9 protein-coding genes are annotated in these 12,993 nt (G+C 56.4%); 4 read left to right on the plus strand and 5 right to left on the minus strand.

All coding sequences use genetic code 11. The annotated features are described in order from the left end of the window. Window positions 1–29 precede the first annotated feature (29 nt). From HX778_RS16075 to HX778_RS16085, 3 genes are all read right to left on the minus strand, one after another. Window positions 30–1,031 (minus strand): LacI family DNA-binding transcriptional regulator, encoded by a 1,002-nt coding sequence (locus HX778_RS16075; RefSeq protein WP_176982517.1) that lies wholly within the window; start codon window positions 1,029–1,031, stop codon window positions 30–32. 153 nt (window positions 1,032–1,184) lie between these two features. Next, window positions 1,185–4,256, minus strand: a complete 3,072-nt coding sequence (locus HX778_RS16080; protein WP_176982518.1) for a beta-galactosidase — start codon at window positions 4,254–4,256, stop codon at window positions 1,185–1,187. A 110-nt stretch (window positions 4,257–4,366) separates the two neighbouring features. Next, window positions 4,367–5,446, minus strand: coding sequence for a LacI family DNA-binding transcriptional regulator (locus HX778_RS16085; RefSeq protein ID WP_176982519.1), 1,080 nt, complete (start codon window positions 5,444–5,446; stop codon window positions 4,367–4,369). A gap of 176 nt (window positions 5,447–5,622) precedes the next feature. Here HX778_RS16085 and HX778_RS16090 point away from each other — a divergent pair, with 176 nt between their 5' ends. Continuing rightward, the gene (locus HX778_RS16090) at window positions 5,623–6,435 is read left to right on the plus strand and encodes an arylamine N-acetyltransferase (RefSeq protein ID WP_176982520.1); all 813 of its coding nucleotides are present in this window, start codon (window positions 5,623–5,625) and stop codon (window positions 6,433–6,435) included. Between the two features lie 415 nt (window positions 6,436–6,850). Here the strand turns inward: HX778_RS16090 and HX778_RS16095 are convergent, their stop codons facing one another. Further along, the gene (locus HX778_RS16095; RefSeq protein WP_176982521.1) at window positions 6,851–7,492 is read right to left on the minus strand and encodes an HD domain-containing protein; all 642 of its coding nucleotides are present in this window, start codon (window positions 7,490–7,492) and stop codon (window positions 6,851–6,853) included. 113 nt (window positions 7,493–7,605) lie between these two features. Here HX778_RS16095 and HX778_RS16100 point away from each other — a divergent pair, with 113 nt between their 5' ends. Continuing rightward, window positions 7,606–8,559 (plus strand): GlxA family transcriptional regulator, encoded by a 954-nt coding sequence (locus HX778_RS16100; protein ID WP_176982522.1) that lies wholly within the window; start codon window positions 7,606–7,608, stop codon window positions 8,557–8,559. Between the two features lie 3 nt (window positions 8,560–8,562). Here HX778_RS16100 and HX778_RS16105 read toward each other — a convergent pair whose 3' ends face one another. Continuing rightward, a complete protein-coding gene (locus tag HX778_RS16105; protein WP_038472266.1) occupies window positions 8,563–10,605 on the minus strand; it encodes a choline transporter in 2,043 nt (680 codons plus the stop codon). A 291-nt stretch (window positions 10,606–10,896) separates the two neighbouring features. Between HX778_RS16105 and betI the strand changes: the two genes are divergently transcribed. Together betI and betB are read left to right on the plus strand one after the other, a co-directional pair. Next, window positions 10,897–11,490: a transcriptional regulator BetI gene (gene betI / locus HX778_RS16110; protein WP_061275843.1), complete on the plus strand. Its 594-nt coding sequence runs from the start codon at window positions 10,897–10,899 to the stop codon at window positions 11,488–11,490. A gap of 17 nt (window positions 11,491–11,507) precedes the next feature. Further along, complete coding sequence (betB, locus tag HX778_RS16115; RefSeq protein WP_176982523.1) at window positions 11,508–12,980, plus strand: betaine-aldehyde dehydrogenase; 1,473 nt, start codon at window positions 11,508–11,510, stop codon at window positions 12,978–12,980. Window positions 12,981–12,993: the final 13 nt, after the last annotated feature.

Here is a 12,993-nt window from a genome sequence, read left to right on the forward strand (position 1 = left end):
GTATCGATACCACATTGTGATAAAAAAATTTACGCCGACTTTCTAAGCACCAGTTCCGCTTTCAGATCGTCACTGTTGTAGCGGTAGGGTTTACCGGCGATAAGGGCAATCAAATATTCCACCGAGAACTGACCCAGCTTGTCCACCGGCTGGTTCACCGTGGTAATCGGCACGCTGACCATTTCGGAAACCGGCAGGTTATCGAAGCCGACGACCGCGATATCCTGCGGCACCCGAATGTCATGGTTGGTCAGCCAGGTGACCAGGCCGCAGGCCACATCGTCACTGCCGGTAAACACCACGTCGGGCCGTGCGGAAGGAAGCCGCGCCGCCAGCTGTTCCGCCAGGCGGATACCGTCTTTGTAGGTGTGCAGCCTGCGAAAAATCAGCGCGTTATCAATGGTTTTACCCGCGGCTGTCATCGCCTTCTGGAAGCCCCGGTTACGGCGCTCGCCGTGGCCTTTTTGCAGGAAATCACCGCCGGTGCAGTAGGCGATTTTCTGGTAACCCTGTTCCAGCAGATAGCCAATCGCGTTAAACGTTGCCTCTTCATCATCCACCCGTACCACCGGCAGCTCAGCGCCGTCCACGCTGGTATTGCACAGCAGGATAGGGCCGTGCTGCTGATATTTTTCCAGCACCGCTTTATCGCTCTCAACCGAGCAGAGGATCAGGCCATCAATAATCTTTTTCTTCAGCAGGTCGAGGCAGTTGGCTTCTTCCCCCACGCTGTCGTGGTTCTGCACGATCAGCACCGAATAGCCGTTTTTACGCGCCGTGACTTCCAGCGCATCCACCAGATTGGCGAAGAAGGGGTTGGTGATCCGCGACACCAGAATGCCGATGCGGTGCGACTTCACCCCGCGCATTTGCTGTGCGGCGGTGCTTGGCTCATAGTCCAGCGCCTTCATCGCCGCGTGGATACGTGCTTTTTTATCTTCAGAGATGTAAGGGTGGTTGTTCAGAAAGCGCGAAACGGTCGATACCGACAGTCCGGCGTGTTCTGCCACATCTTTAATGGTTGCAGTCATAATGTATGAAATCGATATCAGAATGGCGCTACGCTATTTCTCTCCAGAAAAATTGTCAATCACAGTCTTTCAGAGTTTGATCGTAATCACATGAAATCCGTCGAGAATTCCAGATGGCGGGGAGGCCGCCTGGGTAACAGACGGCCTTTACCATTACCTTTTCTTCCAGCTCACGGCGTAGTGATAATGCGACCCGGAGAGTAAAAACTCCGGCGAGACGCTCGGGCTCCACGAGTCATCACCGCCCACGCCCATGTGATAGCCGTCGATATTCAGCCAGCTTCCAGCTTCTGCTTTCAATAAGTGCCGATGAGTAGCTTCCCGGAGCTGTTTCTGGCCGTAGCGGCTGATATTGAAGTGAAACTTGCCGCGCCACTGATTACTACCGTACTCAAGCCGAGAAGTGTCACAGCGCAGCCCGTTTTCACTCGGAAAAACGTAAGGCGTGTACATGTCGGCCAGCGCCAGCGTCCATCGGTCAAACGATGCAGAGCTTTTGCGGTCGGGGTAGTTTTCATGCGGCCCGAGCCCAAACCAACTGACTTCTGGCTCCAGATCCGCAAGCTGGCAGCTGAGGCCAATACGCGCAGGAGCCGGTGCGCCGGACGCAATCTCCACGTCTACCGTAATATTCAGCTCACCCTCGCTGTCGATCAGGTAATTTTTACGGCTGATAAACAGCGTATTGCCATTGCCTTGCCAGCCGTGGACGGTGCGAACCAGCACGGCGTTGCTCAATGCGTCGGCGTCAAAACTAAGCAACACGGGCGTCAGGTTGTACATGCCCGCGGCCTTCCAGCGTTCCACCCAGGCATTAGGGTCGATGTGCGCGGCTTCGCTGATGCCGATGTCATTGTCCAGCGGCGCGCGGGTGAAATTATCCTGCAGGGGCGTGAGAAGCGTTGGATTCTGATGGTTAAACCACTGGCAGAGCAGACCGCTTCTACGCTCAAAACGCCAGTGCTGTTCGCCGTGGAACACGTCAACGTGTCTGTCGTCCGCCTGCAGCAAAGGCGCTGAGCCGGAATGGCTGAGACCCGGCAACCTTAAATTCGACGCCAGCGGCCATTGTGCCCGAGCGGAGCTATGCCCGGCTTCACTCCATGACGTCGAGGCCGTCTGTAGCACTTCAACATGCAGCCAGACCTGGCCCGCGCTGATTACCTCCGGCAGCTCAAGCGGAAACACTCGGGTTTCTTCCGGCGCAAGGTGCAGCGAGAGTTCACCGCTGACCAGCACTTCGCCTTCGCTTTTTAACGCCCACACCAACCGTTCGTTATCGCTATGGCGGAACAGATATTCGCTGGTGACCTCCAGCCGGTTTTCGGGCAGAAGGCGGAACTGGAAGAACTGCTGGGCCTGCTTAGCTTCGAATAAGGCGGGATGCGGCGTGCGGTCTGCAAAGACCAGGCCGTTCATGCAGAACTGACGGTCGTTAGGCTTATCGCCAAAATCGCCACCGTACGCGGACCACGGCTGGCCGTTTTCGTCATATTTTACCAGCGACTGGTCGACCCAGTCCCAGACAAAACCGCCCTGCAGGCGAGGGTGTTGGCGAAACGCCGCCCAATACTTGCTGAAGCCGCCGAAGCTGTTGCCCATCGCGTGGGCATATTCGCACAGAATCAGCGGCCGGTGCTCTTCAGGCAGCCCAATCCATTTCTTAATCGACCACTTTGGCACCTGCGGGAAGGGCTGATCCTGATCGACCCGGGCGTACATCGGGCAAATAATATCGGTGGCCGCCGTATCCGCGCCGCCGCCTTCGTACTGCACTGGTCGGGTGGGATCGTTGGATTTTATCCAGCGGTATAGGGCATCGTGATTGCTGCCGTGCCCGGACTCGTTGCCCAAAGACCAGATGATAATGGACGGATGATTGCGATCGCGCTGCACCATGCGGGTGACTCGCTCGGTCATCGCCGGAAGCCAGAGTGGGTCGTCGCTCAGGCGATTCATCGGCACCATGCCGTGGGTTTCAATATTGGCTTCATCCACGACATAAAGGCCGTAAAAATCACACAGCCGATACCACAGCGGGTGGTTCGGATAGTGGGCGCAGCGCACGGCATTAAAATTGTTCTGCTTCATCAACAGAATGTCACGCCGCATTGTCTCTTCATCCATCACCTGGCCGTTTACCGGGTGATGTTCATGGCGGTTTGTGCCGCGCAGCAGCAGCGGTTTGCCGTTGAGCTTCAGCAGGCCGCCGGTGATTTCCACCTTGCGGAAACCAACGTCATAGCTTTCCGCTTCGATAACCGCGCAGCCTTGCTTCAGGACAATCACTGCCCGATACAGATTTGGGACTTCGGCGTTCCACAGTAGCGGCTGTTCAACCGGTAAACGCAGGGTAGTGCGGTCGTGCCAGGCCCCACGTTCGTCAATGATTTGGCTGCCGACAGGCTGCTGCTTTTCTTGCAACAACGTTTCGCCATGCCAGAGCTGAATCAACACTTCACAGGCGCTAACGTTCTTACCTTCCAGTACTACCAGGGCCTGTAGCTCGCCGCGTGAAAAATCTTCGTTAAGCCCGGTCCGTAATTGCACGTCTGCGAGGCGCGTATCCGGCTTATGCAGCAGCGTAACATCCCGGAAAATACCGCTCATCCGCCACATATCCTGATCTTCCAGATACGTGCCGTCACTCCAGCGCAGCACCATCACCGCAATGCGGTTGCTTCCCGCTTTCAGCGCCGCGCTCAGGTCGAATTCTGAGGGCAGGCGGCTGTCCTGGGCGTAGCCCATCCAGAGGCCGTTGCACCACAGATGAAAAGCAGAGTTTACGCCATCAAAGATAATGCGCGTTTGCCCGCTCTCCAGCCAGGCGTCATCAATATCAAATGTGAGCGAATAACAACCGGTCGGATTCTCTGCTGGTACAAAAGGCGGGTTGACCGGAATTGGGTAGCTGATGTTGGTATAAATGGGCGCATCGTACCCCAGCATTTGCCAGTTCGACGGCACGGGAATGGCGTCTGCATCGGGGAGATCGTCGCTGAGCCAGCTTTCAGGCACCGCTTCCGGGCGAGGGAAATAGCTAAACGCCCAATCGCCGTTAAGGGATTGCCGCGACGGTGAGCGCTTATCATCTCTGGCATCTTCCAGCGAACGCCAGCTAGAAAACGGTGGATGAGCCGCCAGGGCGTTTAGCTGAGTTACGGCCGGAGTTTCCCAGTCGCGGCGGGCCAGCGTGGCCTGGAGCGAAGATGACGTGTTGGTCATAATGATGCGCCTGTGAGATAATTGTTATTCGCTCACAATTTAACGTCAGTTGTTCAGGAGTAAAGCCATCTCACCGTATTCGGTGATGAGCTTCACAAACAATTCAGGCTTTATTTCAGGCGAGAAATCTGGTGCGCGAGGCGTGAAAGCTCGTCGGCCAGCTGCGCCGCCGTGGGCTGTATCAGGCTACCCGGAGCAGCGGTCGTCTTACGCTCCACAAGGCTTACCGGCTGCAGCGCCGTGAATGTATCTTCATGCTGAATGAGCGCCAGGATGCCGTTTACGCTCGCTTCACCGAGCTGCCTGAAATCCTGCCGGATGGTGGTCAGCGGGGGAAGAAAACAGGCGCTGTCTGCGGTGTCATCAAAGCCAATAACGGAAACATCCTGCGGCACCGCAAACCCGGCTTCGTGAATGGCTCGGAGCGCGCCCAGCGCCATCTGATCGTTAGCCACAAGGATCGCCGTCGGCTTCTGCTCATCGCGTAAAAGCTGGCTAACCTGCTGGTAGCCAGAAAGGGAACTCCAGTCCCCCCGCATAAACGCCACAGGTGCAAGCTGATGCTGCGCCAGAGAGCGCTGCCAGCCTTCAAGCCGCAGCCGGGCGGAGACTGAATTTTCGGGGCCGGCAAGCAAGGCAATATGGCGATGACCCAGCGTGACCAGATGTGCCACAGCAATGTCAGCGCCTGATGCGGCGTCGGTAACGATGTGATTAGCCGAAACCTCCGGTGAAACATCCAGGAACAGCACGGGAACATCACCGCAGGCCGCCTGCACGGCTTTCACCTCCGCCGTTTCCAGCGGAATATTCACAATCAGGCCGTCAACGCGCTGGGCAAGCAAACTCTGCACGGCGGCGCTGGCCGCAGCTGCACCGGGCTGCTCAACCATCGAAATCATCACATTGAACTGCAGCTCGCCGGCTTTGGATTTTATCGCCGCCGCGATCTGAGAAGGGGCATGCAGGGAAAGGGTGGTGGTCGCCAGGCCAAGCGTCTGGCTGAGTTTCCCTGCCAGCTGCTGCGCCACGCGGTTCGGCACGTAGTTCAGCGCTTTCATCGCGTCTTCTACTTTTTGCCGGGTTTTCTCTGAAACATGTGAAGCCTGATTGATCACGCGTGAGACCGTCTGGTACGAGACGCCAGCCGACTCGGCAACATCGTACAGTGTCACAGATTTCGCTTTCATTGCAGGCTTCCTTCTCGCAGACGCTGATAGGGCGGCTATTCTACACATAACGCGAAAGCCGGGAGAAACTTATGTACAAACTGTATGGCGTGTCGGGCTAAAGCACTAACGATCATCCGTCTTGCGGTCCGCAGATTTATAGTGACGCCATTCATTATCAGCATGGAATCGGAAAAATGGCATTAGATCTGGCGCTTTATTTCGACCGTATCAACTACCAGGGGGCGCGTACTGCGACGTTAGAAACCCTGCGGGCGCTGCACCTGGCGCACACCTGCGCTATACCGTTTGAAAATCTGGATGTTCTTCTTCGCAGAACAATCCATATCGACGACGACAGCGTTTTTGAAAAGCTGGTCGTGGCCGGGCGCGGCGGCTGGTGTTTTGAGCAAAACGGCCTGTTCCGTAACGTGCTCGCTGAGCTGGGGTTTGAGGTGGAAAACTTAGCGGCCCGCGTGCTGCTGGCCAACCCGCCGCAGATGCCCGCCAGAACGCATCGGCTCACGAAAGTGACTATCGACGGCCAGGCCTGGGTAGCCGACGTCGGCTTCGGCGGTAAAACGTTACCCGAGCCGGTTCGTCTTGTGGAAGGCGAAATGCAGCCGACGACGCATGGCGTTTATAGTTTCGAACGGGTTGAGCACGACTGGCTGCTGAAATTCCATGCCGCCGACAAGGCGATTAACCTCTATCGCTTTAGCCTCGAACCGCAGTACGACTCTGATTACGAAGCCGGGAACCACTACGTTTCGACCTGGCCTGAATCCCACTTCCGTTATTGCCTGGCGCTGAGCCTTTACCATGCGGACGGCACTAAAAATACGCTTTCAAGCGTAGGGGAAAATGCCCCGGTGTTTACCCGAGCGCAAGAGGTCTATGACCTTCTGCAGAAAAACTTCAATTTACGTTTCGACCACCCGAACCACGGCATCAGCCTTGATGATTTTTCAGCGATGCTGGTGCGTATTGGCGTGATAAAACCGGTCTGATTTTCCCCCATCACCGCCGCAGCTCGTGCCAGCGAGAGGCGGCGATCCGCAGCGATCGTAAATATTCCGCGAAAAATACAAAATTAAATATTAACCGTGAGCCCCCAGGGGGTGGATATATCTTGTTTTCGGCCGGACGCAAGGGCAAAAAGTGGAATAATATGAGGAATATTCAAAAACTGACGTTTCTTTGAAAATTTCCTTTATCAATTTGAGCCTTTTTCTTTTAGCATAGCGGCGGTCCTAATCAGTGCGGCAAGCGGTTAACACACGTTATGAAAAACATCTTTCTGGCAATCGTACTTTCTCTTATGGTCATTGGCGCTTTTGCTCACGATCCACAGCCGGGTACCGGGCTTGATACCATCGCCGCCGTACAGGGCAGGTGACAGTTAAGTCACCCGCCTGAGGTTGCTTAACCAGCCCAGCGGGAAGCACGAATAATGCTGCAGAAGTTCAGCGGTTCGAACCCAGGTTCTTTATCCTGAATGACATCGGCCTTCACGTTGCCAAACGTGGTGGCCGGTTTGTTTTTAATCCCGTCGTAAAATGCCTGAATAATCTCTTCTTTAAATGCCGCCGGGCGAGGGTGCTGCTTCACCACCTGCTCGCGCTGTTCGTCGCTGAATTTATCGTAATCAATCCCCAGCACATCCATTTCTACGCCTGCCGTCACCAGCGCAATTTCCGGGGCCATAAATTCCGGGATTCCCGGCGTGGTATGCAGCGCAATCGCCGTCCACACTTTGTCGATATCGGCCTGATTGACGCCGTACTGGCGCATAAAATCCTGCGCGGCAAACGCGCCGTCCACTTCAAAGCGCTTGTCGCAGCTGCAATGTTCGTGGGTCAGCCCCATGTCGTGGAACATGCAGCCGATGTACAGCAGCTCGTGGTCAACCTTCAGTTCACGGCGTTGCCCGGCCAGCGCGGCCCAGTAGTAAACCCGGCTGGAGTGGTGGAACAGCAAATCTGATTCGGTGTCACGCACCAGCTGCGTGGCTTCACGGGCCATTTTTGTGTCCGGAATGGCAATGCCGTTAATTTTTAAGCTCATCTCTTTCTCCTCACGTTGGGGTTGGAGTAGCATAGGCCGCAGTTGAAATGTCTTAAATGATCGTGTTGCGACGATTTAAGACTTATGCCGTACTTCGCGACGTGGAGAAAAGAATGGCGCATCAAATCCTGATCCTGGCGGTGCCCGGCGTACAGCTGCTGGATGTATCAGGTCCGCTGGACGTATTTGCCGAGGCAAATCGCGTGCTGCATCGCGAGGTTTACCAATCCCGCATTATTGCGCTGGAAGCAGCGACGGTTGTGGCTTCTTCCGGCGTCAAAATGCTGGCTGATGATGTGCTTGAAACGGCGGTTAGCGGCCGGGAAACTACATTTTTGGTCGCCGGTGCGCCGGATGCGGCAGACAGAACGCTTAGCGATAAACAGCGCCAGATAATGACCGGACTTTGCGAGCAGAGCCGCCGTTTTGGCTCCGTCTGCACCGGCGCGCTTTTGCTGGCGCAAACAGGATTGTTAAGCGGCAAGAAGGTGACCACCCACTGGTCGGCTTCATCGCTTTTAGCGGCCCGCTATCCAGACACCGATGTTACCGCCGATGCGCTGTACGTCATGGACGGTCCGCTACGCACGGCGGCGGGCGTGACCTCTGGGTTAGACCTCGCCCTGCGGCTGGTGGAGGAGGATCTTGGCCGGGAAGTGGCGCAGGACGTTGCCGCCAGGCTGGTGATGTTCTTTAAGCGGCCAGTGAACCAAAACCACTTTATCCGCGAGCAAAAAACTTCGCTCAGCGGGCGAAGCGCACTGCAGGATCTCCAGCGCTGGACAATCGCCAACATAGCGGAGGTAACCACCGTAAGGCAAATGGCGGCGCATATTCACCTCAGCGTGCGGCATCTAACGCGCCTGTTTCATCACGAACTGCAGGTCACGCCGGGAGACTGGCTGGAAGCGGAGAAGGTGGCGAAGGCAAGACAGCTGCTGGAGTCCGGCAAGCTGCCGGTGAAGGCGATCCCCGCCGCCAGCGGGTTTTCCGGGGTAGATACGCTGCGGCGGGCTTTTGTGCGCCGGATGGGCATCACGCCCGCCGCGTACAAGAGGATTTGTTAGACGCTACACGTTCGGGAACGTAATGCTGTTGCCCGGCGCTTCACGGTGCAGATGGATAAAGTTCAGGTGGCGTTCGTACTGGTCGAGAATGTCGATGATCACCTGTTCTTTGCTGTAATCCATCAGGTCATTGCCCTGGCTGCCCTCCAGCAGGAAGGTTTCCAGCCGGTAATAGGTTGATTTACCGCTGCGGGCGCGGTAGGTAAAGCCCGGCACCGAGTATTTCTGCGGCCAGATCTGGTAGACGAAGTTTTGCTCGTCGCCCATATGTACCCGCAGCTCCAGGTGCCCCAGTTTTTCATCCGGCAGCGGCGGCTCGACGGAAAGCTCGACCTTCGCACCACGCAGCTCCAGCTCCTGAGAAACCTCTTCCATTGCCGGGTAGCAAACGGTGTCCATCATCTTCTGGGTATAGCGCGTGCCGGGGTAGTTCATCAGTCGGGACAGGCGTTTTTTCCAGCCGAGGCGATCCTGTGCGGTCATCATGTACGGCGCGGTATCGCGGCTGGCGCTGACGCGGCGGTAATCCTCTATCTTCAGGGATTTATACAATCCGGCCATCACGAAGAAGATCACGAAGCTGAACGGCAGCCCCATAATCACCGTCATGTTCTGCAGCGCGGAAATACCGTTGGTCATCAGCATCCCCATGGTCAGCAGGCCAATAGCAATGGACCAGAAAATGCGCAGCCAGTTGGGCGCATCGCTGTTGATATCCTTCAGCTTAGAGGTGAAGTTCCCCAGCACCAGCGCGCCGGAGTCCGCCGAAGTGACGTAGAACAGCAGCCCGGTAATCGTCGCTACGGATGCGCTAAAGGTAAAGCCGGGATACTGCGCCAGCAGGCTGTAGAAGCCGCGTTCCGGATGGGCCATCGCTTCCTGAGCAAAGGTGCCGTCGCCGTGAATAATTTCGTAGAGCGCGCTGTTGCCGAACACTGAAAGCCACAGCAGGGTAAAGGTGAACGGAATAATCAGCGTGCCGAGCACAAACTCACGAATGGTGCGGCCACGGGAGATTCGGGCGAGGAACAGGCCGACAAACGGCGACCACGCCACCCACCAGGCCCAGAAGAACAGGGTCCAGTTGTTCATCCATTCCACCGGGCGGTCAAACGCAAAGCTGTTTAACGTCATGCCCATAAAGCGGTTGATGTAATCGCCCACGTTCAGCACCAGCGCGTTGAGCAGGAATTCGGTGTTGCCCATAAACAGCACGAACAGGATTAACCCCAGCGCTAACGCCACGTTCAGCTCGGAAAGGATTCGAATGCCTTTATCGACGCCGGAGGTCACCGAAATAGTGGCGATAACCACTGACAGCACGATCAATGCCGCTTTGGCACCCAGGCTATCCGGGATATCAAACAGCACGTTCAGCCCGTAGTTCAGCTGCACAACGCCAATCCCAAGCGTAGTGGCGATACCGAAAATCGTACCAATCACCGCCGCGATATCCACCGTGTGGCCGATCGGGCCGTTAATTTTCTTGCCGAAAATGGGGTACAGCGCCGAGCGAATCGTCAGCGGCAGGTTATAGCGATAGCTGAAGTAGCCCAGCGCGATGCCCATCAGCGCATACATCGACCAGCCGGTTAGCCCGTAGTGGAACAGCGTCCAGACCATCGCCTGGCGCGCGGCCTCGATGGTTTGCCCGGCACCTTCCGGCGGCTGCATATACTGCGTCACCGGCTCGGCAACGGAGAAGAACATCAGGTCGATGCCTATCCCGGCGGCAAACAGCATAGCCGCCCAGCTCAGTACGCTAAATTCGGGCTTGGATTGTTCCGGCCCGAGCTTGATGGAGCCGAAACGGGAGCAGGCGATAAACACCACAAAAACGATATAGAGCGTGGCGGCGAGCAGGTAATACCAGCCGAAACGGGAAGAGACCCAGTTCAGGGTGTGGCTAATCAGATTTGCGGAGAAATCGCTGTAGAAAATGGTCATCAGGGAAAAGCACAAAATCAGCCCGGCGGACGTGTAGAACACCACCGGGTTGATTTTGTCTTTTTCGCTGGTTTCAGGGGCAGTAACGGGCTTCGTCATCGATTACCTCAGGTTAAGTAACGGTGACTACTCAGATGAGCAGTTAAGTTTTTCTTGTAAGTTGAAGAGAGGGGGATTTTTAACAAATCCGCAATCAATGTTGGGTTTCTATAAAACATAAAACGTTATCATGTTGATTTTTAGCATGTTAATTCCTGTTTTTTGTTTTTGAAATGCGAATAATTCGCGTCTTCCTTACCTTTGCATAACAATTAATACACATTTTATATTGAACGTTCAATCAATAAAAGCTTAAATAGATAACAAGAATTGATGAATGGAGCGGGGGCCATGCCCAAAAAAGGTATGCAGCCGATACGGCGGCGGCAGCTGATTGACGCCACCCTAAGCGCAATAAATGAAGTGGGTATGCATGATGCGACGGTGGCGCAAATCGCCCGCCGGGCCGGGGTATCAACCGGCATCATCAGCCACTACTTCCAGGACAAAAACGGCCTGCTGGAAGCCACCATGCGTGATGTGACGACCCAGCTTCGCGATGCGGTCGTCGGCAGACTTAAGGCATTGCCAGGCGCTTCTGCTGAACGGCGGCTGTGCGCCATCGTTGACGGAAATTTTGACGAGACGCAGACCCACAGTGCGGCGATGAAAGCCTGGCTGGCATTTTGGGCCAGCAGCATGCACCAGCCGATGCTGTATCGCTTACAGCAGGTCAGCAGCCGTCGCCTGCTTTCCACGCTCACCGCCGAGTTCAGACGCGAGCTGCCGAAGCAGGAAGCCAGGCTGGCGGGCTACGGCCTCGCTGCGCTGATAGACGGCCTTTGGCTGCGCGCGGCCTTAAGCGGCAAACCATTTGACCGCAAAGCGGCGAGCGTGCTGACCACGCAATTCATTAATCAGCATCTTGCTGCGGCGAAAACCTAATTTAGCGAGGAGATAATATGTCCCGATTTGGTGAACAACAGCTTTATATCGACGGAGGTTACGTTGCCGCGCAAAGCGGTAAAACCTTCGACACGATCAACCCGGCCAATGGCGAAGTGCTGGCGGTAGTTCAGGCCGCAGGCCGGGAAGACGTCGAGCGCGCCGTTGCAGCCGCGAAGAAAGGGCAGAAGATTTGGGCGGCGAAAACGCCCGTTGAGCGTGCACGCATTTTGCGCCGCGCGGTCGACATTCTGCGCGAGCGTAACGATGAGCTGGCAGAGCTGGAAACGCTCGATACCGGCAAAGCTTTCAGCGAAACCTCCAGCGTGGACATCGTTACCGGTGCAGACGTGCTCGAGTATTACGCTGGGTTGACGACGACGCTGGAAGGCCAGCAGATCCCGCTGCGGGACAGCTCGTTTGTTTACACCCGCCGGGAGCCTTTGGGCGTGGTGGCCGGCATTGGCGCGTGGAATTACCCGATTCAGATTGCGCTTTGGAAGTCCGCCCCCGCGCTGGCGGCAGGTAACGCGATGATCTTCAAACCGAGCGAAGTGACGCCGCTTACCACGCTTAAGCTGGCAGAGATCTACACCGAAGCGGGCGTGCCGGCCGGCGTCTTTAACGTTCTGCCGGGGCTTGGCGCGGAAACTGGCCAACTGCTGACGGAACACCCTGGCATCGCCAAAGTTTCCTTCACCGGCGGCGTAGTCAGCGGCAAGAAGGTGATGGCGAACGCGGCGGGCTCAACGCTGAAGCAGGTCACGATGGAACTGGGCGGCAAGTCTCCGCTGGTTATTTTCGACGACGCGGACCTCAACCGGGCGGCGGACATCGCGATGATGGCCAACTTCTACAGCTCCGGGCAGGTCTGCACCAACGGCACCCGCGTGTTTATTCCCGCCGCGCTGAAAGCCGAATTTGAGCAGAAAATTATTGAACGCGTCGGCCGTGTTCGCGCCGGTGACGTCATGGACCCGCAAACTAACTTTGGCCCGCTGGTCAGCTTCCCGCACCGTGAAAACGTCCTACGCTACATCGAGTCCGGTCGTGAAGAGGGCGCCACGCTGCTATGCGGCGGCGACAAACTGCGCGGCGGAGATTTTGATAATGGCGCCTGGGTTGCCCCCACCGTCTTCACCGACTGCCGCGATGAAATGAAAATCGTCCGTGAAGAAATCTTTGGGCCGGTGATGTCGATCCTCAGCTACGAAACAGAAGAGGAAGTGATTCGCCGCGCCAACGATACGGATTACGGCCTGGCGGCTGGCGTGGTCACCAACGACCTCACTCGGGCGCACCGCGTTATCCATCAGCTTGAAGCCGGGATTTGCTGGATTAACACCTGGGGCGAGTCGGCGGCAGAAATGCCTGTTGGCGGCTACAAGCATTCCGGCATCGGGCGCGAAAACGGCCTGATGACCCTGCAAAGCTATACGCAAGTTAAGTCAATCCAACTGGAGATGGGCACCTGGCAGTCAATCTTTTAATCCCACCTGAGGA

This window comes from Cedecea sp. P7760 (assembly GCF_013386425.1).
GTDB lineage: Bacteria > Pseudomonadota > Gammaproteobacteria > Enterobacterales > Enterobacteriaceae > Cedecea > Cedecea selenatireducens.

Bases quoted from the DNA above. Each gene is read 5' to 3' on its own strand.
- HX778_RS16080 (WP_176982518.1), bottom strand. From the start codon at position 4,256: ATGACCAACACGTCATCTTCGCTCCAGGCCACGCTGGCCCGCCGCGAC.
- HX778_RS16090 (WP_176982520.1), top strand. From the start codon at position 5,623: ATGGCATTAGATCTGGCGCTTTATTTCGACCGTATCAACTACCAGGGG.
- betB (WP_176982523.1), top strand. From the start codon at position 11,508: ATGTCCCGATTTGGTGAACAACAGCTTTATATCGACGGAGGTTACGTT.
- betI (WP_061275843.1), top strand. From the start codon at position 10,897: ATGCCCAAAAAAGGTATGCAGCCGATACGGCGGCGGCAGCTGATTGAC.
- HX778_RS16075 (WP_176982517.1), bottom strand. From the start codon at position 1,031: ATGACTGCAACCATTAAAGATGTGGCAGAACACGCCGGACTGTCGGTA.
- HX778_RS16095 (WP_176982521.1), bottom strand. From the start codon at position 7,492: ATGAGCTTAAAAATTAACGGCATTGCCATTCCGGACACAAAAATGGCC.
- HX778_RS16105 (WP_038472266.1), bottom strand. From the start codon at position 10,605: ATGACGAAGCCCGTTACTGCCCCTGAAACCAGCGAAAAAGACAAAATC.
- HX778_RS16085 (WP_176982519.1), bottom strand. From the start codon at position 5,446: ATGAAAGCGAAATCTGTGACACTGTACGATGTTGCCGAGTCGGCTGGC.
- HX778_RS16100 (WP_176982522.1), top strand. From the start codon at position 7,606: ATGGCGCATCAAATCCTGATCCTGGCGGTGCCCGGCGTACAGCTGCTG.